Here is a 25,825-nt window from a genome sequence, read left to right as displayed (position 1 = left end):
ATCGCTCTCTAAGTGCGAAGTGCAGTGAGTGTATCGGTATCGCGATGAGGCAGCCTGCGAGGCCGCGCAGGACTTCTCAAACAAAAATGCTGGGCGCATGCCATGGCGGACTCAACAAATACGCATGCTTGATCGCTCGGCGACGGCGACGGCGACGGCGACGGCAGGCAGAGCATGGCGTGCGCTTGAAGCAACCCACGCGTCGCGCTGAAAAGGAGCGTGCCGGGGCATTCGAAAAAATCAATGCAGCCAGCACGCAGCGACTGCTTTCACTGCAACACCATCGACAACAGCCACGTGCACAGGCACACATACGCAAGCAGCCCAAGACTTGCGGCCAAGGTGGTGCGCATGATCGCCGACTCCTGCCCCACCAACTTGACCGCAGCCGCTGCAATGGCGATCGATTGCGGTGAGACCAGTTTCGCCATCACGCCGCCTGCGGTGTTGGCCGCCACCAGCAAAGCAGCAGGCACGCCGATCTGCGCTGCCGTCACTGCCTGCAGATGCGCAAACAAGGTATTGCTGTTGACCACCGAGCCGGTGATGAACACCCCCATCCAGCCGATGACCGGCGACAGCAGCGGAAACACACCTCCCGCCTGTGCCAGGGCCAGACCGATGGACGAGGACGCACCGGAATAATTGGTGACGTAAGCCACCGCCATCACCAGCGACACGGTGGCCAACGGCTTCCACATCTCTTTCGCCGATTGGGCCAACTCGCCCGTTGCCGAGCGCAGGTTCAAGCGCGGCGACAGCAGCACTGTGAGCACTGCCGCGATCAGAATCGCCGTGCCGGAGGCGTTGAGCCAACCCACATTCCACACCGCAGGCAGTGTACGCACGCTGGCGACCAATGGCGGCACTTCCTGCACGCGTTGATCGAGCAGGCCGATGGGCAGATGCAACACGGTGGCGGCAAGCGCACCGCCTGCGGCAAACAACGCCTTGAAGGCCGGCAAACTCCACACCAGGATCGCGCCGGTGAGGATGTAGAACGGCGACCATGCCAGCAGCACCTGTTTGAGCGTCCAGCGTTGCGTGGAGCAGGGCGGTGCCTGCGCTTCACGATAGATGCGCTTGGGCCGCCAGAACCGCATTAAGAGCGCCAGCCCGCCCATGCCGGCCAGCGGGCCGAGGATGTCCACCAGTTCCGGCCCGAGGAAGTACAAGGTCAGCGTCTGCACGCCACTGAACACCACGCCGACAAACAGCAGCACCGGCCAGGTCTCGCGCACGCCACGCCAGCCATCGAGCATCGCCACCAGCCCCGCAGGCACGAACACTGCGCAGACCTGCACCAGCGCCATCAGCATAAGCGACATCTCGTCCAGGCGCACGCCGCCCTGCTGCGCGCCGACCAGTACCGGGATGCCGATCGCACCGTAGGCTCCCGCTGCGCCGTTAGCCAGCAAGCACAACATCGCTGCCTTGAGCGGACGGAAGCCCAGCTCCACCAGCAGTGCCGCGCAGATGGCGATCGGCACGCCAAAACCTGCAGCCCCTTCCAGAAATCCGCCGAAGCAGAATGCGATGAGCAACACCTGGATGCGTTGATCTTCGGACACCGTGGCGATGCTGCCGCGGATCACCTCGAACTTGCCACTGCGGATCGCCAGCTTGTACAGCCATACCGCCATCAGCACGATGAAGCCGATCGGGAAGATGCCGTTGGCGATGCCCAGCAGCGCGGCGCCCACGATGCTGGCCATCGGCATGCCGAACACCAGCGACGACACTGCCACCGAGACCAGCACCGCCAGGGAGGCGGCGGTCAGCCCCTTGAGCCGCAGTACCGTCAGCGCCAACAGAAAGAACACCACAGGCAAGGCAGCCAGCAAGGCCGAGAGGTTGGCGTTACCGAGCGGGTCGTAGAGTTGTTGCCACATGGTCGGGCCTGCGCGGGTGGTGAGCGGAAAAGGTGACGCTAAGGTGCCGGAACAAGGTTCGCGCACGCAGTGCCCGCAGCGAAATCAGCGAGGTTGCGCAGGGTGATGTCGGAGATCTCCTGCAACGCTTCGGCAGTGAAAAATCCCTGATGTCCGGTCACCAGCACATTGGGGAAGGTCATCAAACGTTGAAACACATCGTCGTCGATGATCTCGCCGGAGCGGTCCTGAAAGAACAAGGCGCTTTCCTGCTCGTAGACATCGATGGCCAGATGACCGAGCTGGCGGGATTTGAGCGCGCGGATCACCGCATCGGTATCCACCAGCCCACCGCGTGAGGTGTTTACCAGCATCGCGCCGGGCTTCATCGCGGTCAGCGCTGCGTCATCGATCAGGTGTTGCGTTGCTGGCGTCAGCGGGCAGTGCAGCGAGACGATATCCGCGCGTGCGAACAGCGTCTCCAGTTCGACCCGCTGCCCGAGCGTCTCGAAGCCAGGCGTGGGATAGGGATCGTAGCCCAGCACATCGCAGCCCATCCCCTGAAAAATACGCGCAGTTGCCAGCCCGATCTTGCCCAGCCCGACCAGGCCCACCGTCTTGCCGTGCAAGGTGCGTCCGAGCAGGCCATTGAGCATGAAGTTGCCCTCGCGCACACGGTTGTAGGCACGGTGCGTCTGGCGGTTGAGCGTCATGACCAGTGCCAGGGTGTGCTCGGCCACTGCTTCGGGCGAGTAGGCCGGCACGCGTGCGACGAACAAATCCAGCGCCTTGGCGGCGGCCAGGTCGATGTTGTTGAAGCCGGCGCAGCGCAGCAGTACCGCGCGCACGCCCATCGCGTGCAGCGCCTGCAGCACGGGTGCATCCAGTTGATCGTTGACGAACACGCAGACTGCTTCGCAGCCCTGCGCCAGCGTTGCGGTCTGCAGATCGAGCGATGCTTCGAAGTAAACGAACTCGGCTGTGGATTCCTCTTTCAAGCGCAGTTTCGCTTCTTCGAGAAATCGCCTGTCGTAAGGGCGCGTGCTGAAAACAGCCATTTTCATGCAGAGAACTCCATGGGTGCGAGAACACGGTAGCTCACCAGCCGCCACGCGTCTTGCACCGTGTTTCGCCAACCAGTGCAAACACGGTTAGCTCAAGCGACCGCATGAAGTCAGCCTGGCACTGAGCTTCGCCTCTGCATATCGAGTTCCAACACTAGGCGAATACACATCTGCGAACTGGCTTGGTCGTGGGGTCGCGTGTGCTGTTGATCGGCGATCAACATGCCACTCTGGTCATGGAGCCGGACGCGTCCGCTTGCTCTCGCCACGGCAACGCTCGGAACAGTACTTCACCTCGTCCCACACGCGCTCCCACTTTTTGCGCCAACGAAACGGCCGCCCGCATTGCATGCAGGGTTTTTCCGGCAGCTCGTGTTTCTTGCGCATGGCCATGCGGGTTTCAGACCTGACGGAACATGGATGGGAGCAAGGATGAGCCAAGCATGTCATGTTGAGCGACGTGGCGTAGCTGTCTTCTTAGCTGCGTAGGTCTCAAGCCGCTCAAACATAACGCAGGAACCTTTCTGCCATTCGCGCCGGACCAGGCAGTTCCCCCTCTCCCTTGCACGGGAGCAGGGGCGCAAAGCGCCGGATGCGCGCGCGCTCAAAGCGTGTCACCTTCTGCGTGGTCTTGCCGCAGGAATAGCGGGCGCCACGCGGCTGATCAACAACACGCCGCGTCCCACCGTCACCCGCACCGCATCGCCAACGGCAAAGCCGCATTGCTCCAACCAACGCCCGGAAAGCCGCAGCTTGGGCACCGCGCAGCCAACCACATCTTCGGCACGCCGCACGTTGTAATGCTGGCGGCTCATGGTGACCTGCTCCGGGATACGGAAGTACGGTTTGCGTAAGGGCGGCGTGGGCGCAAGCGATGGATCGACCGATGTCTCATCAGTAGTACTGGTAAAGACCGGACTCTGCTTTGCCGTCTTGCGTACAACGGAGGCGCGATTGGCGGGCGATGCAGAGCTTGCATGGGCTGTTGCTTTGGGAGGGGTCATATCGAACTCCTTGTGCGATAGGAAGTCCGTTACCTCGCTGCTAAACGAGGGTGGCGGACGATGCGCGGTTAGCAGACCGGTCACAAGGAACCGGCAGACCTTGCGGTCTCCGCGCACCGCCCGCCGTAAAGCGAGCACGCTTGCCCATACGATTAATCGAGCAAAAGAAAAGCGCCGACATCGTGCAATGGGCGCTGGTGCGCCTTGTGATTGCGGGCTGCTAAACCCGGCTGCGGAATGTGCCGCAGCAACGGGATCTTGCTACTCGCCAATGGATCGAGTCAATACATGACGACACGGCTCTCAACCGATCCCTTTGATGTGGCGTATCGTTACACCCAAAGACGACTTCGTTATCCCAATACGAGAAAGCGATGACTTCCACTGCCGCAGCACCAGACCGTACGATTCCACTGCTCCCAGGCCGCTCGATCGAACGCACGGTCGCCTTCTATCGACGGCTTGGCTTTGTCGGCGACGCGCATCCGCACGATGCGGGATACGCAATCCTGACGCGCGGTGACGTCGAACTGCACTTCTTCGCGCACCCGGACCTTGACCCTGCTGCCTGCTATGCGGGGTGTTACATCCGGGTTGGCGATGTCGATGCGGTCTATGCCGCCATGCGTGGCGCTGGACTTGCGGCACACGGCATTCCACGGCTGGATCCTGTCGGGGACAAGCCTTGGGGGATGCGGGAGTTCGCGATTGTCGATGAGAACGGCAATCTGCTTCGGATCGGGCAGGTGATTGGAGGCTGAGCCTTACGTCCACCGATTAGCCTAATTAATTTTTGTAAGGAGGGGTGGAGTTGGTTGCCTAAACTCCTCAACCGGGCTCCACCCTTCCATGATCACGCTTCCTGAGGCAGGTAGGAGGTGACAGTGGCCTTGATCCTGTCTGCAAAGCTATAGATGTCGTCGATCGAGCCGAGATCGAGCTGCTCCTTGTCCTGATTGAAAATGCCCAGTCGAAGCTTCTGAAGGTTGTTGAAGCGCAGTCTGCAGATCGGCTTTCTGTTGTTATCGTCAAGTAGTACGGCGCAATAGCTTTGAGCATCCCGCATGAAAACACGCTTGCCAGGAATCACTTCGCGCACGATGGCCCGAATGATGTGGAAGCCTTCAATTTCTTCCGGAGTAGTGACGATCAGAGGGTCTGCTAGCAAGGGCGGCGTCGCCACGGCGGGTTGCTCTGCAACAACTGCCGGAGCGTGATCGCTGATTGAGATTGCTTCAGGTGCCATAGCACCTTTGAGCCGTTCATTGATCCGCTCGCTGATCAGTTGGTCGAAGGCCCGGCGCGTGATCGACGTGAACTGATCGCGGATCGCAGGCGTAAAGCGTCGGTTCCCGACCAGATCCGCAGAAACCAGTTTGACGAATTCTTCAGTAGGTTGATGCATCCACTCTGTCAGCCGTGTCTGAATAGCGCGCGTGTATTTCAGCTCATTGGCAGTCGTCAGGATCGTGTCCAAATCGAATGCAGACTTGGCGAACTTTTTAAGCTCTTCGACGTCGCGATCCTTGAAGTCCAATACGTTGAACTCGAAGAACGGCTTTTCGTCCATCTTGTTCGGCTGTTCCAGGTCAGTGAAAAACCGGTAGACCAAGCCGTTGGTAAGAACACCAAAGCGCGCCGCAGTGACATGGAAGTAGCGAAACAGCTGCCCAGCATGGTTGATGCTTAGCTCGGCGCCCGCCTTTTTGCATTCGAAAAGGATGATGGGCTTGCCATCGCAAAGTATTGCGTAGTCGACCTTCTCGCCTTTCTTGGTCCCCACATCCGCCACGATTTCTGGCGTAACCTCAAGCGGGTCGAAGACGTTGTATCCCAGAATCTGGATCAGCGGCATCACCATCGCATTCTTGGTGGCTTCTTCCGTCTGAATCAATGCACGTGTCGTACTAATGCGCGTTGCAAGCACACGCAGTTGATCGATGAAATCCATCCGATTTGCTCCCTTCCCCTGTTGAGGCAATTTTTACCACAGCAAACGGACTGAGGATGCTGTTCCAGAGATTTTTCTTTTCGCTGTGGATCAGCTCGTTTAATCGAATTAACGCCTAAACGTCGTGATCGGAACCGCGTTTGGAAGAGCCGCTGTGTTCAATTGTTCAGAGCCACAGTGGCATCCAGGAAAGGGCGAATGACGCGCTGCTTGGCTACGTGATCAATAGCGCTCGTTGCACATCCGCTGGGCCGCCTGTGTTCAAGGCGTTGTAAGCGGCATGCAGTGTTTCTACGAAGCGCGCATCGCCAGAGAGCGGATCAAATACGGCATCGAGAGTGAGAAACGCTGCCACGTCGTGGATGGCATCGCCGGTTGCGTCGCGCCCGATCTTGCTCAGCGACTCACTCAACGGGTCGATCAAGGTCACGCCATTACGTGCCTGCCTGCGCACGAAGTGCAACCACGCTGCGACCGGCAGACATAGCCGGTCGATCCGTCGTCCGGCATCCAATGCGTCGCCGATAGTGGTGAGCAAGCGTACTGGGATCTTCTGCGAGCCGTCCCAGGCGATCTGGGCGAGCAGGTGGCGGATGGCGGGGTTGCGGAAGCGGGCCAGGATGGCGCCGCAGTAGTTCTGCGGGTCGAAGCCTTGCATCGGATGCAGGGTGGGGGCGATGTCCTCGCGCATCAGGGTTTCGACAAAGGCGGCCAGTTGCGGGTGATGCATGGCGTCTGCGACGGTCTCCAACTCCAGCAGGCTGCCGAGATAGGCGAGCGCGGAGTGCGGGCCGTTGAGCAGGCGCAGTTTGGCGCGTGCGTAGCCGGCGATGTCGTCGCTGAGAATCACGCCTGCGCGTTCGAAGGCGGGGCGGCCATTGCAGAAGCGGTCTTCGATCACCCACTGCGTGTAACGCTCGCGTTGAATCGGCCAGGCGTCGTGCAGGCCGGTTTGCGCGTGCACCTGCGCGCGCAGTGCGTCGTCGGTGGCGGGGGTGATGCTGTCGACCATCGAGCGCGGGAAGCTGACGTGCCGGTCGATCCAATCCGCAAGCGCGGGATCGTTCTGCTGTGCGAGCAGCAACACCGCGCGGCGTAGCAGGCTGCCGTTGTCGGGCAGGTTGTCGCAGCTGAGGACGGTGAAAGGCGCGGTGTTGTGTTGTTTGCGTCGTTGCAAGCCGGCGACGAGATAGCCGATGGCGCTGCGCGGTGTGGATGGATGTGCGATGTCGTGCGCGATGTCGGGGTGGGTGAGGTCGAGGGTGTCGCCTGCGAGGCAATAGCCCTTCTCGGTGATGGTGAGAGTGACCAGGCGCACGGCGGGGTCGGCGATACGTGCGAGCACCGCAACTTGTTCGTCCGCGGCGCACAGCACTTCGCGGATGGCGGCGATGATGCGCAGTTGCGGGTGTTCGTCGAGCAGGGCGAGGGTGTAGAGGCCGTCTTGCGGGCGTAGGGCGTCGCGCACCGTTGGGCTGTGTAGCGAGACGGCGCTGATGGCCCAGGTGGGGTCATGCGCGAGTAGGTCGTCGATGTAGACGGCCTGGTGGGCGCGGTGGAAGGCGCCTGCGCCTAGATGGACGATGCCGATGGTGGTTGTTGCTGGGTCGTAGTTGGGTTTTAGGATTGTTTTGGGTAGGTGCGGAAGGGTGGCTAGGGAGAGTTGTGGGATTGGCATGATTTGTTTGGAATAGTGGGCGCTGCACGTTCGTGTGGTGGCCGTACCCTCACCCCAACCCCTCTCCCGACGGGAGAGGGGCTTTTCGCGGCGGCTTCTTGGGGCGCGATTACTCGTCGGTGACGGTGAAGCGTTGTTTGCTGCGGATGTCAGCGCTTGAGGCGCCGATTTGCACTTCGTAGGCGCCTGGGTCCACGGCGTAGGCTTTGCGTTGCTCGTCGTAGATGCGCAGGGCGTCTTGCGCTTTGATGGTGAAGCGCAGCTGCCGTTGTTCGCCCGGTTGCAGGGTGATGCGTTGGAATCCGTGCAGTTCCTTGAGGGCACGTTCGCGTTGTGGCTTCAGCGGATGCAGATACAGCTGCACCACTTCATCGCCTGCGCGTTGGCCGGTGTTTTTCAAGGTGACCGTTGCGGTAAGCGTGCCATCGGCGGCGACCGTGCTGCGATCGAGGCGTAGATCCGAATACGCAAATTGCGTGTACGACAGGCCGTGGCCGAACGGGTACAGCGGTTTACCCTGGAAATAGCGATAGGTGCGGCCGCGCATGGCGTAGTCGTCGAAGGCGGGCAGGCGCTCGGCTTCCTTGTAGAAGGTGATCGGCAGGCGGCCGCCGGGGCTCGCTTGTCCGAACAGCACATCGCCCACCGCGCTGCCGCCGCGTTGGCCGGGGTACCAGGCCAGCAGGATGGCGGGCACGTGCTGCTGCGGCCAGTCGATCGCCAGCGCCGAGCCGGTGGTCAGCACCGCAACCACCGGCGTGCCAGTGGCCTGCAGTGCCTGCAGCAACTCGCGCTGCGGTTTGGGCAGGCGGGTGTCGGTGCGGTCGCCGCCGGCAAAGCCGGGATAGTTGACGTCCATCTCCTCGCCTTCGACATCGCCGGTGAGGCCGCCGACGAACACCACCACCTCGGCGTTACGTGCTGCGTCTACCGCTTCTTGCAGCGGTGGCTTGGCGCCGGGCATGCGCCAGGCCAGCCGCACGCCGGCATCGCGGGTGGCTTCGTAATACTCCACGCGCAGGTCATAGGCCTTGCCGCCCTCCAGCGCCACGCTGGCGTTGCCGCCGCGCATGCGCGGAGCCTCGCTCCATTGATCGATGAGCAGCTTGCCGTCCAGATACAGGCGCACGCCATCGTCGGCGGCCACTTGCAACTCGTAGTTGCCCGAGACCGGTGGCAGCAGCTGGCCATGCCAGCGCACGCTGAAGTCGTCCTTGTCGAGCGCGCGGTCGGCATGCAGTTCGCCACGGCCCACCGCATCGTCGGTGGGTGCGTTGCGATCCCAACGGAAGGCGATGCGCGGGTCGATGCGGGTCAGTACCGGCGTGCCGGCCAATGCGCGGCCTTTGAAGTATTCGCCGGTTAACCCGTTCTGGGTGGCGCCAGCGGCCGGGCGCAGATAGCGCGTGTCGATCGGTGCGGCGGCGTTGGGGTCTTCGCGCCCTTCCACCAGATCGCTACCGCGCGCGTAGATCACCTGCGCCTGCGGTGCGGCGTCGCGGATGCCTTGCAGGATGGTGACCGGCGCGGCCGGCGTGCCGTAGTAGTTGCCCAGCAACGACATCGGGTCGTCGGCGGTGGGGCCGATCACGGCGATGCGCTTGAGTGTGGGTTTGAGCGGCAACACGCCATCGTTTTTTAGTAGCACCAGCGATTCGCGCGCGGTGCGGCGTGCCAGTGCATCGTGCTGCGGCGATTGATTGGCTGATGCGGGAATCTGCGCCCACGGCACCTTGGCCGGCGGGTCGAACATGCCCAGCCGCATGCGTGTGGTCATCAGGCGCTTGAGCGCGATGTCGATGGTGGCCTCGTCGATCAAACCGGCACGCACTGCGGCCGGCAACGCGGCGTAGGTATCGCCGCAATCCAGATCGGTGCCATGTTTGACGCCGAGCGCGGCGGCGGCTTCGGGCGTGGGCACGATCTTGTGGTTCTGCCAGATATCGCGGATGGCGGCGCAGTCGCTGACGATGTAGCCGTCGAAACCCCAGTCTTTGCGCAGGATGCCTTCCAGCCGCGTGCTGGCCGAGGCGGATTCGCCGTTGACGCGGTTGTAGGCGCCCATCACCGCGGCGACCTTGCCTTCCTGCACCAGGGCTTGAAATGCAGGCAGATAGGTTTCGTGCAGATCGCGTTCGCTGGGATGCACATCGAAGTGATGGCGGTCGGCCTCCGGCCCGCTGTGCACGGCGAAGTGTTTGGCGGTGGCATCGAGCTTGCGATACGGCCCTTGCTGCGCCTGCAGACCTTGCACGAAGGTCACGCCCAGGCGCGCGGTGAGGAACGGATCTTCGCCATAGGTTTCCTGCCCGCGGCCCCAGCGCGGGTCGCGAAAGATATTGATGTTGGGCGACCAGAAGGTGAGTCCCTGATAGCGCTTGTGCTCGCCGCGCGCCAGAAATGCGTGGTGCTTGGCGCGCGCTTCGTCGCCGATGGCGGTGGCCACCTCGGCCATCAACGGCGTGTCGAAGGTGGCCGCCAGGCCAATCGCCTGCGGAAATACAGTGGCTCCGCCTGCGCGTGCCACGCCGTGCAGCGCTTCGTTCCACCAATCGTATTCGGGCACCTGCAGGCGCGGGATGGCGGGCGCGGCGTTCTGCATCTGCGCGGCCTTTTCTTCCAACGTCATGCGTGCCACCAGATCGGCAGCGCGCGCGTCGAAGGGACGTTGCGTGTCCAGATACGGCGGTGGTGTTGCGGCCTGCGTGCTGGTGGCGGCAAGGGCCATCGCCAGCAGTAAGCTGCGTGCAAGTGCGCGACGTGGGGCGATGGCGAGGTGAGCGGTGTGCGAATGCATGGTCAGTCCTCCTTGGTGCGGTCCGGTTCCAGCTGGGCAAAAGGCCCGATCATGCTGCCGACGAAGCCGCCGGCCTGTGCGGTGCTGAGCATGCCCGCATCGTCGTTGCGGCGCAGCGATTGCCAGCCGCGCCCATTGGCATCGAAGGCGAAGCTGTAGGCGCCGCCGTCGCCGCTGATCTGCAGGCGCAACTGTGTGGTTGCAGGTATGCGGGTGCGTGCGAGCGTGGTGGTTGTCGCGCCATCGCGCTTGTCCACAAATACTTCCAGCACATCGCCAATGCGTCGCACGCCGAGTGCATACCACGCATTGGAATTCTGGAAGGCGGTAAGCCCGGCACTGATGCCGGCCTGCGTAGGCACCGCCAACGCAGTGCTTGCAGTGAAGCGCGTGTGTTGCTGGCGCCGCGCGAGGAAGGCCGGTGTGGCGGTGCTGTCCAGGCCGTGTGCGTTGGCATGCAGCGTCAACCAACCGGCGCGTGCGCGTAGGTCGGCCACATCCTGTTTGGGCACACGCAAATAGAGCCATTCGCGCTGTAGCGAGGTGCTGGCAAAGTCATCGCGCCAAGTGAAGTTGCCCGACAACGGTGCTTGATCGGCGGGTGTCTTCCCGCCGCGCGGGCTCTGTGCGTGATACGGAATCGGCTCGCCGGCCGGCAGAATCGACGGCCAGCCATCGTGCCATTGCACCGGCAGCAAGAAGGTCTCGCGCCCGGTGTTGTAGCGCTCGCCCGCATACGGGCGGCTGGCCAGAAACACCGCCCACCATTGCCCGTCCGGCGTGTCCACCAGATCCACATGGCCGGCGTTGCTGATCGGGTGCGCGCGCTCGGCCGGCAGGTCGCGTTGGGTCAGGATCGGATTGTGCGGCGAGGCTGTATACGGCCCCCACACGTTGCGACTGCGCAGCACCACCTGCGAATGCTGCGGCCCGGTGCCGCCTTCGGCACACGAGAGGTAATACCAACCGTCGCGTTGATACAGATGCGGGCCTTCGATCCAGATCGGTTTGCTGGCCAGATCCACGCCGCCGTTGAGCAGCACCTTGCGCGGGCCGGTCGGTTGATTGGTGGCGAGGTCGAAACGCTGCATCCAGATCGCGCGATGGCCTTCGTACAACGGCGTGCCTTCCGGCGGGCCATTGTTGAGCAGATAGGCGCTGCCATCGCTGTCGAAGAACAACGACGGGTCGATACCATCGATGCCCGGCAACCACGTCAGTGGCGACCATGGCCCTGCGGGATTGCTGGCACTGGCGATGAAGTTGCCGCCACTATCGACCGAGGTGCCCACCACATAAAAGCGCCCGTCGTGATGGCGAATGCTGGCAGCGAACATGCCGCGCGAGACGCCCAGGCCATCGTAATTCAACTGCTCACGGCGCTCGACCACATTGCCGATCTGCGTCCAGTGCATAAGATCGGCGCTCTCGAACACCGGGATCGCAGGGAAATACGCAAAGGTGGAATTGACCAGGTAGTAGCGCTCGCCCACGCGCGTCACGCTGGGGTCCGGGTAGAACCCGGCCAGCACCGGGTTGCGGTAATGGCCGGCCGGCAACGGTGTGGCGAACACAGTGTCGTCGCCGCGATAGTCGAACCAATCGAAGGCGACATCGGCCTGCGCTTGCGCCTGCACATTTGCAGGCGCGGCCAGGGCAATCAGCAGTGTCGCAAGCACGGCTGGCAGCAGGCGCATCACCAGTCCCACATCGCACCGTCTTCCAGGCGCGCAACCGGCAACTGCTTGGGCACGTAGGGATATTTCGCCGCCAGGGTTTCGTCGATGTCCACGCCGTGGCCCGGGGTTTCGCCGCAATGCAGGCGCCCGTCGCGGAACACATAGTCGTGCGGAAACACCGCATTGGCCTCGTCGGAATGGAACATGTATTCCTGGATGCCGAAGTTGGGCACCCAGGTGTCGAAGTGCAATGCCGCGCCCATGCACACCGGCGACAGATCGGTGGCGCCGTGGAAGCCGGTACGCACCTGATGCAGCGCGGCGAAATCGGCCAGCCGCCGCACATGGGTGATGCCGCCGGCGTGGACAATGGTGGTGCGGATGTAGTCGATCAACTGCTGCTCGATCAGGTGCTTGCAATCCCAGAGCGAATTGAACACCTCGCCCACCGCCAGCGGTGTGACTGTGTGCTGGCGAATCACTTCGAATGCACGCTGGTTCTCGGCAGGCGTGGCGTCTTCCAGCCAGAACAATCGGTACGGCTCCAGGTCGCGGCCCAGACGGGCGGCTTCGATCGGGGTGAGCCGGTGATGTGCGTCGTGTAGCAACTCGATCTCATCGCCATGATCGCTGCGCAGCTGCTCGAACAGCTTCGGCACCACGCCGAGATAGCGCGGCGTGGACCACACCGTTTCGGTCGGCAGCTCGCTTTCGGCCGGCTCGTACGGTTTGCCGCCGCTGGAAATGCCGTAGGTCTTCTTGATGCCGGGCACGCCGCATTGCGCGCGAATGGCGATAAAGCCGAGCTCGCGAAAACGGCCGACTTCCTCGCTGGTTTCGGCGATATCGCGGCCATTGGCATGGCCGTACACCAGCGCACCTTCGCGCGAGCGCCCGCCGAGCAACTGATACAACGGCATGCCAGCCATCTTGCCCAGGATGTCCCACAGCGCCACATCCACCGCCGCGATCGCGCTCATCGTCACCGGGCCGCGGCGCCAGTACGCGCCGCGGTAGAAGAACTGCCAGATGTCTTCGATACGGCCCGCATCGCGGCCGATCAGGTTCGGCACCAGGTGTTCCTGCAGGTACGCCGCCACCGCCAGTTCGCGGCCATTGAGCGTGGCATCGCCCAGCCCGGTGATGCCCGAGCGCGTGCGGATCTTCAAGGTGACGAAGTTGCGCCCGGGGCAGGTGACGATGACGCGCGCCTCGACGATCTCGCGATCGCGGGCCGAGCCTTGCAGCGGAGCAGGGGAGTCGGGAGTCTGTGACATCGGGGTCTCGCTCATGGGGAAGAAGCGGCAGTGATGGGGAGTTCGAACGGGACGGCGGGCAGGCCGTTGCGGTCATACAGCGTGCAGACCGGGCTGTCGGCCCAGCAGTAGCGCACGCGTGTGGCATCCAGGCCGGCAGGGATGCGCAGGCCGATGGCGCGCTCGCGCAAGGTGGCGGCGGCATAGCGGCAACTGCCGGGTGCAGCACCACACACTTCGAAGCCGATCGGTGCACCGGCGCTGTAGCTCAGCAATGCGGTGTCGACGTCGTCGAAGTCGATGCGCAGTGCGTCGCCGTCACGCCGCACGCTGCGTGGCACCGGGCCGGAAGGCGCAATCGCCTCGCCATACACCACCTGCCGCGCCGCACGCGCAAGGCGCCGGCCCAGTTCCTGCTTGTTGGCCGGATGGATGTCGTAGCGGTCGCCGATATCGATGGCCACCGCCAGGCCTGCGTTCGCATCGTTGGCGACGAAGCGGCGCTGTGCTTCGCGCAGTTGCGCCCAACCGCTTTCGACCGGCTGCGTGGGCGGCGCGCCATAGTTGGCAAGCTGCACGATCAGCAGCGGCAACTGCGCACCGAAGCGTTGCCGCCAATCGCGTTGCCAGGCCGTGAGCAAGGCCGGGTAATGCGCTGCATCGCCAGCATTGGATTCGCCCTGGTACCACAGCACGCCACGCAGACCGAGCTGGCCGAGCGGGGCGATCATGCCGTTGTACAAGGTGGTCAGCCCGGCCGCCGACGACCACGGTGCGCGCGGTGGCGAGCCCAGTTGCGGCGGCACAATGCGGTACTGCCAGGGCGCGGCCAGCGCTAGTGTGCTGCCATCGGCAAACTGCAGCGCACGCGATTGCGCATCGCCCAGCAGCCCACCGCGCCGATAGGTGTTGAGCACGTTGAGTACGATGCTGTTGCGCCCGGCATGCAGGCGCCCGCGCGGCAAGCTGTAGCGACGCGGCTGATCGGCGCCGTAACTGCTGCCCACGCCGCGCCCGTTGACCCAGGTCTGGTCCAGCTCGTCCACGGGCCCCAGCAGCAAGGTGGCGTCTTGCGCGGCCTGCGCCTCGGTCAACTCGATGCTGGTGCGATACCAGACCATGCCGTTGAAGCCGACCAGCTGCGGCACGCCCCAGTCGTCCCATGCGCCCAGCGCGGCCGGTGCGGGTTGCCAATCGCCGGGCGCATCCGGTTGCCATGGTTCGCCTTCGCCTTCGCCGTGCGCATGCCACCACGTCTCCCACAGCGCAGCCCAATGCGGCGCGGCATCCACCGGGTCGCGTGCGTAACGCGCCAGCACATCCAGTGCCGGACCGTCGTCGCCGGCAGCACGCAAGGCTTTTTCGCCGATCCAGGCCTGCAGTTGCGAGCCGCCCCACGAGGCGTTGATCAAGCCCATCGGCACGTCGACGGTCTTCTGCAACTCACGCGCAAAGTAATAGCAGGCCGCAGAGAAGTCCTTCACCGTCTCCGGCGTGGTGAGCTGCCACGCCGCATCGCTACCGAAGCTGCGCTGCGGCGTCGGGCTGGATTGCGCAGGCACCTTGAACATGCGGATGCGCGGGTTGTCGGCATCGGCAATCTCGCTGCGCGAATCCAATGTGCGATGCACCTGCAATTCCATATTGGATTGGCCCGAGCACAGCCACACATCGCCGATCAGCACGTCGTTCACTTGCTGCGCCGCGCCCTGGTTGGTGCGTGCGCTCAAGGTGTACGGCCCGCCCGCGGGTTGCGCAGGCAGGCGCGCTTGCCAATGACCTTGTCGATCTGCGCGTGCCTGCACTTGTTGTGCAGCCAGTTGCACGCTCACGCGCGCGCCAGGCGTTGCGTCTCCCCACACACGGATCGGCGCATCGCGCTGCAGCACTACATGCTCCTGAAACAGCGCATGCAGCAACGGTGCGTCGGCTGCATGCGCGATGCGTGGTAGCAGCGATGCCGATAGCGTGGCGATGACCACGGCAAAACCACGCAGGCTCATTTCGGATTCCCCGGCGCATACGGAAATTTCAATGCCTGGTAATACGTCAACGGATGCGCCGGCGGCGCCGTGCCGGCAGGCAACGGCCGCCCGGAGACGCTCTGAAAGTAGGCGATGCTGGCATCACGCCACCACTGCGCCTCGTCCTGCTGGATCGCCAGGAAGTTCGCCACCTGCTGATACCGCGGCGCATCGATCTTGCCCGCAAGGCTCTGCCAGGTGGTTCGCATGGCACGCACCTCGTCCACGCCATGGTCGTAATGCCACACCAGCTCGTCCCACAACGGCCGCCCCGATGCCATGCGGTGGTCCCAGGGCACATGGTGGAACCACAGCAGATCGCGCTCGGGCACGCGCTGCACATCGCCGAACACCCGCGCCACCGGCTTAGCGTATTGCGCCACCGCATTGCTGCCGCTGGCACTGCGGTCGAAGCCGATCCCGTTGCGGTCGGCGCGGTGGTAATACACCGGGTCCCAATCCGGGCGCTCGCTGCCTGCATCCCACGGTGCCGGGCCGTAGTGATGGCCGCGTCCCATCAGATGATGCAGGCCGAGCGGGGTCATGTAGTCCACCACCGCTTCGCGCGAGCGCAGCATCATGTCGACCACGGGCGTGAACACGGCAGCATCGTTGGAAAACGTCATGCGCACCCATTCCTGCGCGATCGTCTGCGGCGACAGGTCCGGGTTCCAGGCCAGCCGCCCGTACGCATACCAGTTGGCCTGATCGAAGATCGAGCCGCTCCAGTTGCGGTCCGCACCGATGTTGGCCACGCCGGCAATGCCGGTCAGCCGCGTGCGTTGCGTGTCGTTGAAGAGCGAGCCATCCACGGTCCTGGCCACGGTCGAGCCCTTGCCGCGCGCATAGGTATCGGCCTGCAGGGTTTCGGCAAACAGCGTGCCCAGGTAGGCCAGATGCGTCGAAAAGCCCAGGTACTCCTTGGTGATCTGAAACTCCGGCATCAACGGCGTCTTGCGCATCGCGCCGAACAGCGGATGGAACGGCTCGCGCGGCTGGAAGTCGATCGCCCCGTTCTTGACCTGCACGATCACGTTGTCGCGGAATCGTCCATCCAGCGGCACGAACTCGCTATACGCCTGCTTGGCGCGATCGTCCGGCTGCTCATGCGAATAGACGAACGCGCGCCACATCACCACACCGCCATGCGGCGCCAGCGCATCGGCCAACAGATTCGCGCCATCGGCATGGCTGCGCCCGTAATCCTGCGGGCCGGGTTGGCCTTCGGAATTGGCCTTGACCAAAAAGCCGCCAAAATCTGGAATGCGTGCGTAGATCTCGTTCGCCTTGTCACGCCACCACTGCTGCACCTGCGGATCCAGCGGGTCGGCGGTCTTCAGGCCGCCGATCTCGATCGGCGCACTGAAGCGCGCGCTGAGAAACACACGAATGCCGTAGGGACGAAACACATTTGCGAGTGCTGCTGCTTTGTCCAGATACTGCGGTGTCAGGCTCCATGCCTTGGCATTGACGTTGTTGAGCACAGTGCCATTGATGCCCAGCGATGCATTGGCGCGTGCGTAATCGGTGTAGCGCGGGTCCAGATAGCCGGGCAGGGTCTGCCAGTTCCATAACGAGGCACCGGCATAGCCACGCTCGACCACGCCATCCAGGTTGTCCCAATGATTGAGCATGCGCAGTTGCAGCCGTGGCGACTCGTGCACATCCAGTGCGGTGAGCGACTGGCCGGTCTGCAGCAGGCGCAGGAAGTGAAACGTCCCGTACAACGCGCCGATGTCGCTACCGCCAACGATGGCGGTGATGCGATGCCCGCCCACGCTGACGCTGCGAATCAGATACCCCTCGCGGCTCAGGCCGGTGGTGTGCAGCTTCAATGCAGCGATCTGCGACGCCGTGGCGGCACCCAACACGATCCCACCATCGCGGGTCACGGCATCGGCCAGATGCGGCGGGATGCCAAGCAGGCCCGACAGCCCACGCTGCAACTCGTCCCGCGCTGCGTGCAGGCTCGGCGAGTCGCCAGCAACGATCAATTCGCTCGCGCTATCACGCAGCTGCGCCGCATTGGCCAGCGGTTGGTAGCGCAACCATAAATCATAGCCATCTTCGGCTTGCGCACTGGTACTGGCCAGCGCCAACCCGCACAGCAGCAACATGGCCAGCAACCACTGCCATGAGAACGCGCGGCAATCCGCGACGCGGCGACCAGTCAAACGCCTGCTCATGCGGCATGCTCCATCGGCGCGAACGCACGCAGCCGTGTATCGCCGCTGTGCCTGCTTCCCGGTACCATGCCTCGCATCGTCACGCATGCATGCGGCGCTTGCGTTCTCACTGCAGCATGTGTGCATCGTGCAGATTCGCCACCCACTTGAAGAGGCCACGCTTGGAGAAGGTCAGGAAATCGGTCCGCCGCACCAGCCGCGCGATCACCATCAATGAGGTGGCGGCGCTGGCGAAGGTCTCGCCGATGACGGTCTCGCGCGTGGTCAACAACAATGGCAGCGTGCGCGATGCCACTCGTGCGCGCGTGCTGCGCGCGGTGGACAAGCTCGGCTATACGCCCAACCTGGCCGCCAGCGCACTCGCCGCCGCGCAAAGCCTGCGTATCGCATTGATCTATAGCGACCCCAGTGGCGCGTATTTGCGCGAGTTGCTGCTGGGCGTGTTGCGGGTGGCCTCGCGCACCTCGATCCAGTTGGTCATCGACTGCTGGGACGACCTGGATGCCGATGCCGAACGCAAGGCCGCACGCAAGCTCGCCAAGGGCGTGGCCGGGGTGATCCTGCCGCCGCCGCTGTGCGAGTCCAAGGCCGCGGTACTGGAGCTGGTACGCGCCAAGGTGCCGGTGGTGGCGATCGCCTCCAACCACTTCAGCCCGGATGTCGCCTGCGTGCGCATCGACGAATTCGCCGCTGCCAAGGAGATCACCGAGCATCTGATTGCGCAGGGGCATACCCGCATCGGCTACATCGCCGGGCATCCCAATCTCTCGGCCAGCGCACGCCGTTTTGAAGGATTTCAAGCGGCGTTGTCCGATGCCGGCTTGCGGCTGGATCGGCATCTGGTGCAGCCGGGCGACTACACCTACAAGTCGGGTCTGGTCGCTGCGGAAAAACTGCTGGCGCGCAAACGCCGCCCCAGCGCGATCTTCGCCAGCAACGACGATATGGCCGCCGCTGCCATCTCGGTCGCGCACCGGCGCGGGCTGGATGTGCCGCGCGATCTGTCGGTGGTCGGTTTCGACGATACTTCTGCCGCCACCGCAGTGTGGCCCGAACTCACCACCGTGCAGCAGCCCATCGCCGCCATGGCCGACGCTGCACTGGATATCTTGTTGAAGACGATTCGTGCCAAGGAGCGTACGGCGAAGATGGTCGATCATGTGGTCGCGCACCTGCTGGTCAAACGGGATTCGGTGGCCGCACCGGCGGCGCCGGATGCAGCAGAACAACCGTAACGCTGCGCGCTTTTAAGCGCGCAGGCAGTAGGTGATCGCCTGCGTGTGCAGACGATCATCCGCACAGCATCAACGCGTCAGATACTGATTGATCAGGTTCTCGTAGGCTTCCTGGCGGCCGCTGAGTTGCTTTGGCTCATTGCCGGCTGCGTGCTGGGCTACATCCACCAACGTGCTGGTGCCATCGGCGAATGCCGCACCGGCGCCGCTGTCGAAGCTGGCGTAACGCTCGGCGCGCCATTGCTCCAACGGCGAAGACGTCAGCAGCGCGTTGGCCACTTCCAGACCGCGTGCGAACGCGTCCATGCCGCCGATGTGGGCCAGGAACAGATCCTGCGGATCGGACGACTCACGCCGCACCTTGGCATCGAAATTCAGCCCGCCCGGTGCCAACCCGCCCTGGCGCAGCACCACCAACATCGCGCCGACGGTGTCGTAGAGATCAGTCGGGAATTGGTCGGTATCCCAGCCGTTCTGCGGGTTGCCACGGTTGGCATCGATGCTGCCGAGCAGGCCGGCATCGGAGGCGACTTGCAGATCGTGCTCGAAGCTGTGGCCCGAGAGCGTGGCGTGGTTGGCTTCGATATTGAGCTTGAAATCCTGATCCAGGCCGTGCTGACGCAGGAAGCCGATCACCGTGGCGCTGTCGAAGTCGTACTGGTGCTTCATCGGCTCCATCGGCTTGGGTTCGATCAGGAAGTTGCCTTTGAACCCGATCGCGCGGCCGTAGTCGCGTGCCAGCGTGAGGAAGCGTGCCATGTTGTCCTGCTCGCGCTTCATCTGCGTGTTGTGCAGGCAGGCATAGCCTTCGCGGCCGCCCCAGAACACGTAGTTTTCGCCGCCCAACTCGACGGTGGCATCGATCGCCGCTTTGACCTGCACCGCTGCACGCGCCACCACGCTGAAGTCCGGGTTGGTCGACGCACCATTCATGTAGCGCGGGTGCGAGAACAGGTTGGCGGTGCCCCACAACAGCTTGACGCCGGTGTCGGCCTGGCGCTGCTTGGCGATGCCGACCATGTGCTTGAGGTTGCTCTCGTACTCACCGATGTCATCGGCATCCGGCGACAGGTCGATGTCGTGGAAGCAGTAGTACGGCACGCCGAGCTTGGTGAAGAATTCGAACGCGGCATCGGCCTTGGCTTCGGCGCGATTGAGTGCGGTAGCGCCCACATCCCACGGATACGCACGCGTGCCCGGGCCGAACGGATCGGCGCCGTTGCCGCAGAAGCTGTGCCAATAGGCCACGGCAAAGCGCAGATGCTCGGCCATGGTCTTGTCGCCGATCTGCTTGTTGGCGTCGTAGACCTTGAAGGCCAGCGGGTTGTCAGAGTCGCGGCCTTCGAAGCCGATCTTGCCGATGCCGGGGAAATATTCTTTCGCGCCGATGTAGACGGTATTGCTCATACGGTCGAACTCCTGCAAATGTTAGCGCTACCAAAACCGCGACTGAAAAAAGCCGCGCCATGCAGCGAAGCCGAAGATGCCATGCCGATCCCGAGTGAAGCGGTCTGCCGGACTTTACCCAGGCCGGCGCAGAAAGGCTTGCTGCGCTGCGAGATGTCCGCCGTGCAACCGGCCCCGCGGCGCACCGCGCAGCCGTGATGGGCTCGCTCGCCATGCGTCACGGCGAACGACCGCAGCACGCCCCACCTACAAGCGACTGACCGCTCATTCAGCCGCACGCGGCGCGCCCCGGCCCGCCGCGCGCGGGGCAGCTACAATGGCCGGCTTATGACCGCTGTCCTGCCGCTGCCGCAACCCCTGGCCGACCCTGCGCCGCGCGACCCGCGCCAGCGGTTGCAGCGTGAACAGCTGCGCCTGGGTAAACGCCTGCAGCGCCAGGTTGGCCAGGCGATTGCCGATTTCGGCATGATCGCCGCCGGCGACAAGATCATGGTGTGCTTGTCCGGCGGCAAGGACAGCTACACCTTGCTGGACATGCTGCTGCACCTGCAGCGCAAGGCGCCGGTGCCGTTCACCCTGGTGGCGGTCAATCTGGACCAGAAGCAGCCGGACTTCCCTGCCCACGTGTTGCCGAGCTATCTGCGCGGCCTGGACGTGCCGTTCGACATCGTCGAGCAGGACACCTATTCGGTGGTCAGCCGGGTGATTCCGGCCGGCAAGACCATGTGTTCGTTGTGCTCGCGGCTGCGGCGCGGCGCGCTGTATGCCTATGCGCAGGCGCATGGCGTGACCAAGATCGCGCTCGGCCATCATCGCGACGACATCGTGGCCACGTTCTTCATGAACCTGTTTCACCACGCCCGGCTCGCGGCGATGGCACCCAAGCTGCGCAGCGACGATGGCCAGCATGTGGTGATCCGCCCGCTGGCCTATGTGCGCGAGGCCGACATCGCCGCCTACGCGCAGGCGCGCCGGTTCCCGATCATTCCGTGCAACCTGTGCGGCAGCCAGGAAAATTTGCAGCGCCAGCAGGTCGGCCGCATGTTGCAGCACTGGGATCGCGAGCAGCCCGGGCGGGTCGAACAGATCGCCCGCGCGCTGGGCGATGTGCGGCCCGAGCAACTGGCCGACCGCACGCTGTTCGATTTCCTGTCGCTGGGCCGCTGCAATGACGCAGCACCGCCTGATCCCGACTCCAACGCCTGGCTCGCCGCAAGCGATATCACACACGACAGCGACTGACGCGGCCCGTCCGGCCGCCGTCCGTCTTCCACCCTCCACGTTTCCTCCTCTTCGGTCTGACGCATGTTCTTTCGCAATCTCACCTTGTTTCGCTTTCCCACCACGCTGGATTTCTCCGAGATCGACACGCTGCTGCCGCAAGTGCAGCTCAAGCCGGTCGGCCCGCTGGAAATGAGCTCACGCGGTTTCATCTCCCCGTTCGGCCGCGATGAGCAGGACGTGCTCTCGCATCGTCTGGAAGATTTCCTCTGGCTCACCGTCGGTGGCGAGGACAAGATCCTGCCCGGCGCGGTGGTCAACGACCTGCTCGAGCGCAAGGTCGCCGAGATCGAAGAGAAGGAAGGCCGTCGCCCCGGCGGCAAGGCACGCAAGCGCCTCAAGGACGACCTGATCCATGAGCTGTTGCCTCGCGCCTTCGTCAAGAGCTCGCGTACCGATGCCATCCTGGATCTGCAGCACGGCTACATCGCGGTCAACAGCTCCAGCCGCAAGAGCGGTGAGAACGTGATGAGCGAGATCCGCGGCGCGCTCGGCAGCTTCCCGGCGCTGCCGTTGAATGCCGAAGTCGCACCGCGCGCCATCCTCACCGGCTGGATCGCCGGCGAGCCCTTGCCCGAAGGCCTCAGCCTGGGCGAAGAATGCGAGATGAAGGATCCGATCGAAGGCGGCGCGGTGGTCAAGTGCCAGCACCAGGAACTGCGCGGCGAGGAGATCGACAAGCACCTGGAATCCGGCAAGCAGGTCACCAAGCTGGCGCTGGTGCTGGACGACAATCTGTCGTTCGTGCTCGGCGACGATCTGGTGATTCGCAAGCTCAAGTTCCTCGACGGCGCACTGGACCAGCTCGAACACAGCGACGACGACGGCGCACGCGCCGAACTCGACGCCCGCTTCGCGCTGATGAGCGCCGAAGTGCGCCGCCTGTTCCTGTTGCTGGAAACCGCGTTGAAGCTGAGCAAGGCCGAGTAACCAAAATTCGAACAGTGGCGTCGTTGAGGCGCGATCCGAGCCGTAAATCAAAAGCTCTCGGTGAGTCGAGGGCGCGGTGCCCTCACCACTTGCAGGACACGCCGTGAATCCGTCCGTGGAGGCTCAGTGGCGGCATCCATGCCGCCACATGGTCCCGCAAGCGGTGAGGACACCGCACCAGACAGTCAGTCGGTTGTTTTATTAAGAGCTTGTCCGTTGCTCGGCTTGTTTTGGGAAGCTGAGCGGACGCGCCGTTATCCAAACAACGCAGGTCGTGCTTTGCTTGCACTCTGCACACCGACCATCTCGACTGGTCCTTGCCCGCTCACCGTCGCGGGACCTTACGCGGCATGGATGCCGCGTAAGAGCCTACATGGACGTACTTGCGGCGTGTCCCGCGATGGTGGGCGGGCAAGGGCCCTCCAGCCAAGCCGCAGATCAGCCGCCCAACAACAGACGCATCCACACCGTTTAACCACCTCTCAAGACAACCGAGAGCTTGAGCGCCAGCTTTGTTTGGATGTTCCCAAGCCGAGCGGTTGAGGGCACGTTGAGCTGCGCCTTGCGCATTGCGCCAAGTATGGCGTGATGGATGCAGTGCCACCACAGATCACGCGCGCGCCGTCATCGAATGTCTCAATCATTCCATCTCACCACCTGACACATCGCAGCGCTATCCTGTGCCCATGTTCAAGCCCGTCCGCCGCCTCATCGCGCCCACACCGCAGCTTGTCGAACGCGACTGCGTGCGTCTTGAACTGGAAGGGCGCCAGATCGAGGTGCTGCGCGTGCGCGACCCGCGTGCGCGGCGCATCAAGCTCAGTGTGGACGAACGCGGCGCCCGGCTGACGCTGCCGATCCGCGCCAGCCTGATTTCCGGCGAACGTTTTTTGCTGGCGCACCTGGAGTGGCTGAGCACGCAGCTGTCGCGCTATCAGCAGGTCGATGCCTTCCCCGCGCTGGAGCGTGGCGTGCCGGGGCTGCTGCCGTTACGCGGCGCCTTGCTGCCGCTGAGCTGGCACGACGGGCGCTACGCACGCATCGAACTCACTGATGACGGCGCGCAATTCCATGTGCCCACCCGACTGGGCGATGCAGGTCTGCGCCGCACGTTGAAGGAATTTTACGAAGCACAGGCACGTGCCGATGTCGGCCGTTGGCTGCCGACTTATCTGCCTGGCTTGCCGCGCGCACCGGCACGGGTGCGGCTGAAAGTGATGTCTTCGCAGTGGGGCTCGCTCGCACCGGATGGCTCGATGGCGCTGGATCTGGCGCTGGTGCTCGGCCGCCCGTCCGCATTCGAATACGTGCTGGTGCACGAGCTCTGTCATCTGCTGCAGGCCAACCACTCGCCCGCGTTCTGGGCCGAAGTGGAACAGCGCTTTCCCGCCTGGCGCGACGAACGCAGTTATTTCCACGAGCACGGCCGCCAACTCAAGGCGCAGTTGCGGCGGTTGTTGCAGGCCGAGTGATGGGTGGTGTGTCGCACCGCCAGTCACAAGCCTGATGACACCCATGCTGCGATGGCAATGCGTGTTCGCGTGCAGGCACAACCCGCATCGACCATCACTCGCGCGGCATCAACTCGGCCAAAAACCCATTGATCACCGCCGCCACCGCTTCCGGCGTTTCCATATGCACGTGGTGCGTGCCGGGCAGAAGATGCAGGCGCGCATCGCGCATCAGCGCCACGCGGTGATCGCGTAACGCATCCGGGAAATACACCTGCGCCGGCGTGGCGAAGATGGCCTGGGTCGGGCAGGCGATGGAGGCCAGCAGCACGTCGATCTGCGCTTCGGTCATGCGGATCGCGGTCGGCAGGGTCAGGCGCGGGTCGCTGCACCAGCTATAGCCGCCTTCCACCGCGCGCACGCCGCGCTCCACCAGCAGCCGTGCGGCCGGTTCGGTGAGCTGGTTGGCCATCATGCGTGCGCGGACCGGCATCTCCATCGATGGAAACACCCGCAGCGGCCGCTGCGCCAGCGTGCGAGCCGAGGCCACCGCATCGCGCAGGCGGGTGGCAGTGCTTTCCACCGGCTCGGCCAGCGCGCCCAATGCCTCGATCGCGATCAAGGCTTCCACGCGTTCCGGCGCCGCGGCCGCGAGCAGGCTGGCAACGCCGCCGCCCAGCGAGTGGCCGAGCACGCTGAAGCGCTCCCAGCCCAGTGCATCGGCCACCTGCAGTAGAATCCCGATCGCACTGCTGAGCGTGTATTCGGCACCGGTCGGCAACCACGCGCTATGGCCGTGACCAGGTAGATCGAGCAGCACCAGATCCAGATCCTGCGCGTGCAGGTGCGCGCTCAGCGGTACAAAGCTGGCCGCGTTGTCGAGCCAGCCATGCAGTGCCAGCATCCGGCGCGGGCCGCGCGCGTGATTGCGCAACCCTGTGATCTGACCAATCGGCAGCTCGCACGCAAACGGCTCCAACCTCATACGCGACGTGCCAACGCGGCCAGTGCCTGCGCATGTGCCGGGCTGGCGTTGAGACACGGGATGTAGCTCAGCGTAGCGTTACGCTCGGCCAGCGTTTCGGCAAAGCCCAAGGCCACTTCTTCCAGCGTTTCCAGGCAGTCGGTGGCAAAGCCCGGGCAGACCAGGTCGAAACTGCGCACGCCACCTTCGGCCAATTTCCACAGCGTCGGTTCGGCGTAGGGCTGCAGCCAGCGTTCCGCGCCGAAGCGTGACTGGTAACCCATCTCCCAGTCGTCCGCGCTCAGGCCCAGCGCGGCGACAATCGCCTGCGCGCTGCGCTCGCATTGCTGCGGGTACGGGTCGCCGGCATTGGCCACGCGCTGCGGCAGCCCGTGGAAGGAGAACATCAGCTTCTCGCTGCGTCCGTGCGCCTGCCAGTGCGTACGGATCGAATCGGCAATCGCCGCGACCCAGCCGGCGTCTTCGCAATAGTCCTGGATCACGGTGACTTCGATCTCCGGCGCGCTGGGCCGCCAGGCATCGATCACGTCCTGGATCGAGGCGGTGGTGGTGGTCGAATACTGCGGATACAGCGGCAGCACCACGATGCGCTTGATGCCGCGCGCACGCAGGCCGTCCAGCGTCTTGCGCAGCGCGGGCTGGCCGTAACGCATGGCCCATTCCACATGCCAGTCCGGCATCACCTCTTTCAGACCCTCGGCCAGGCGACGCGTGTACACCGCCAGCGGCGAGCCGTCCGGCAACCACACCTTGGCGTATTTCTCCGCCGACTTGGGCCCGCGGATCGGCAGGATCACCCCGTACAGCAGCGGCTTCCAGAACAGCGGCGGGATCGCGACCACGCGGCGGTCGCTGAGGAACTCGGCCAGGTAGCGGCGCACGGCCGGGGCGGTGGGCGACTCGGGCGTGCCGAGATTGACGACCAGCAGGGCGGTATCGGAGGTGGTATTCATGCCGAGCATTCTGGCAGAGCGCAGCAGCGCTGCCGAGGACAGCGCACCGATCGACCTGATTGACCGCCTCTTG

At 64.0% G+C, this 25,825-nt stretch carries 19 protein-coding genes; 5 read left to right on the top strand and 14 right to left on the bottom strand.

The annotated features are described in order from the left end of the window. Positions 1-269: 269 nt before the first annotated feature. The 4 genes from AC1PLU_RS22065 to AC1PLU_RS22050 form a co-directional block, all read right to left on the bottom strand. Entirely contained in the window at positions 270-1,892 is a 1,623-nt protein-coding gene (locus AC1PLU_RS22065; protein ID WP_481107239.1) for an L-lactate permease, read from the bottom strand. 38 nt (positions 1,893-1,930) lie between these two features. Continuing rightward, positions 1,931-2,935, bottom strand: a complete 1,005-nt coding sequence (locus AC1PLU_RS22060; protein WP_481107238.1) for a 2-hydroxyacid dehydrogenase — start codon at positions 2,933-2,935, stop codon at positions 1,931-1,933. A 234-nt stretch (positions 2,936-3,169) separates the two neighbouring features. Then, positions 3,170-3,328: a DUF2256 domain-containing protein gene (locus tag AC1PLU_RS22055; protein ID WP_481107237.1), complete on the bottom strand. Its 159-nt coding sequence runs from the start codon at positions 3,326-3,328 to the stop codon at positions 3,170-3,172. Between the two features lie 221 nt (positions 3,329-3,549). Continuing rightward, entirely contained in the window at positions 3,550-3,750 is a 201-nt protein-coding gene (locus AC1PLU_RS22050) for a SymE family type I addiction module toxin (protein WP_481107236.1), read from the bottom strand. Positions 3,751-4,313: 563 nt separating this feature from the next. Between AC1PLU_RS22050 and AC1PLU_RS22045 the strand changes: the two genes are divergently transcribed. Then, on the top strand, positions 4,314-4,700 hold the full coding sequence (locus tag AC1PLU_RS22045; RefSeq protein WP_481107235.1) for a bleomycin resistance protein: 387 nt from the start codon (positions 4,314-4,316) through the stop codon (positions 4,698-4,700). A gap of 92 nt (positions 4,701-4,792) precedes the next feature. Here AC1PLU_RS22045 and AC1PLU_RS22040 read toward each other — a convergent pair whose 3' ends face one another. The 7 genes from AC1PLU_RS22040 to AC1PLU_RS22010 all read right to left on the bottom strand — a co-directional run bounded on the left by AC1PLU_RS22040 (position 4,793) and on the right by AC1PLU_RS22010 (position 17,441). Next, entirely contained in the window at positions 4,793-5,890 is a 1,098-nt protein-coding gene (locus AC1PLU_RS22040) for a type I restriction endonuclease (RefSeq protein ID WP_481107234.1), read from the bottom strand. 214 nt (positions 5,891-6,104) lie between these two features. Then, complete coding sequence (locus AC1PLU_RS22035; protein ID WP_481107233.1) at positions 6,105-7,568, bottom strand: mannitol dehydrogenase family protein; 1,464 nt, start codon at positions 7,566-7,568, stop codon at positions 6,105-6,107. A 109-nt stretch (positions 7,569-7,677) separates the two neighbouring features. Then, positions 7,678-10,296 (bottom strand): glycoside hydrolase family 3 protein, encoded by a 2,619-nt coding sequence (locus AC1PLU_RS22030; protein WP_481108571.1) that lies wholly within the window; start codon positions 10,294-10,296, stop codon positions 7,678-7,680. 71 nt (positions 10,297-10,367) lie between these two features. Next, complete coding sequence (locus AC1PLU_RS22025; protein WP_481107232.1) at positions 10,368-12,062, bottom strand: glycoside hydrolase family 43 protein; 1,695 nt, start codon at positions 12,060-12,062, stop codon at positions 10,368-10,370. Further along, positions 12,062-13,321: a D-mannonate dehydratase ManD gene (gene manD / locus AC1PLU_RS22020; protein WP_481095529.1), complete on the bottom strand. Its 1,260-nt coding sequence runs from the start codon at positions 13,319-13,321 to the stop codon at positions 12,062-12,064. The genes AC1PLU_RS22025 and manD overlap by 1 nt, the downstream gene beginning before the upstream one ends. 11 nt (positions 13,322-13,332) lie before the next feature. Next, the gene (locus AC1PLU_RS22015; RefSeq protein ID WP_481095528.1) at positions 13,333-15,303 is read right to left on the bottom strand and encodes a sialate O-acetylesterase; all 1,971 of its coding nucleotides are present in this window, start codon (positions 15,301-15,303) and stop codon (positions 13,333-13,335) included. Beyond that, on the bottom strand, positions 15,300-17,441 hold the full coding sequence (locus AC1PLU_RS22010) for an alpha-glucuronidase family glycosyl hydrolase (RefSeq protein ID WP_481108570.1): 2,142 nt from the start codon (positions 17,439-17,441) through the stop codon (positions 15,300-15,302). Before AC1PLU_RS22010 ends, AC1PLU_RS22015 begins: the two co-directional genes overlap by 4 nt. A 230-nt stretch (positions 17,442-17,671) precedes the next feature. Here AC1PLU_RS22010 and AC1PLU_RS22005 point away from each other — a divergent pair, with 230 nt between their 5' ends. Then, the gene (locus tag AC1PLU_RS22005; RefSeq protein WP_176341114.1) at positions 17,672-18,745 is read left to right on the top strand and encodes a LacI family DNA-binding transcriptional regulator; all 1,074 of its coding nucleotides are present in this window, start codon (positions 17,672-17,674) and stop codon (positions 18,743-18,745) included. A gap of 69 nt (positions 18,746-18,814) precedes the next feature. On the opposite strand, the gene xylA is transcribed toward AC1PLU_RS22005, so the two are convergent. Further along, positions 18,815-20,152: a xylose isomerase gene (xylA, locus tag AC1PLU_RS22000; protein WP_481107231.1), complete on the bottom strand. Its 1,338-nt coding sequence runs from the start codon at positions 20,150-20,152 to the stop codon at positions 18,815-18,817. 327 nt (positions 20,153-20,479) lie between these two features. Here xylA and ttcA point away from each other — a divergent pair, with 327 nt between their 5' ends. The 3 genes from ttcA to AC1PLU_RS21985 all read left to right on the top strand — a co-directional run bounded on the left by ttcA (position 20,480) and on the right by AC1PLU_RS21985 (position 23,835). Then, positions 20,480-21,394: a tRNA 2-thiocytidine(32) synthetase TtcA gene (gene ttcA / locus AC1PLU_RS21995; protein WP_481095690.1), complete on the top strand. Its 915-nt coding sequence runs from the start codon at positions 20,480-20,482 to the stop codon at positions 21,392-21,394. A gap of 63 nt (positions 21,395-21,457) precedes the next feature. Continuing rightward, complete coding sequence (locus AC1PLU_RS21990) at positions 21,458-22,363, top strand: recombination-associated protein RdgC (protein WP_481095689.1); 906 nt, start codon at positions 21,458-21,460, stop codon at positions 22,361-22,363. Between the two features lie 686 nt (positions 22,364-23,049). After that, positions 23,050-23,835 carry a YgjP family zinc-dependent metalloprotease gene (locus AC1PLU_RS21985; RefSeq protein ID WP_481095688.1) on the top strand — a complete coding sequence of 262 codons (786 nt, stop codon included), beginning with the start codon at positions 23,050-23,052 and terminating at the stop codon, positions 23,833-23,835. Between the two features lie 94 nt (positions 23,836-23,929). Here AC1PLU_RS21985 and AC1PLU_RS21980 read toward each other — a convergent pair whose 3' ends face one another. Next, complete coding sequence (locus tag AC1PLU_RS21980; RefSeq protein WP_481107230.1) at positions 23,930-24,799, bottom strand: alpha/beta fold hydrolase; 870 nt, start codon at positions 24,797-24,799, stop codon at positions 23,930-23,932. Beyond that, positions 24,796-25,761, bottom strand: a complete 966-nt coding sequence (gene hemH / locus AC1PLU_RS21975; RefSeq protein ID WP_481107229.1) for a ferrochelatase — start codon at positions 25,759-25,761, stop codon at positions 24,796-24,798. Before hemH ends, AC1PLU_RS21980 begins: the two co-directional genes overlap by 4 nt. Positions 25,762-25,825 lie beyond the last annotated feature (64 nt).

The organism is Xanthomonas sp. NCPPB 2933 (genome assembly GCF_056725225.1).
The sequence above is the reverse complement of the archived record's forward strand: the minus strand, read 5'-3'. Positions and strand labels throughout refer to the sequence as shown.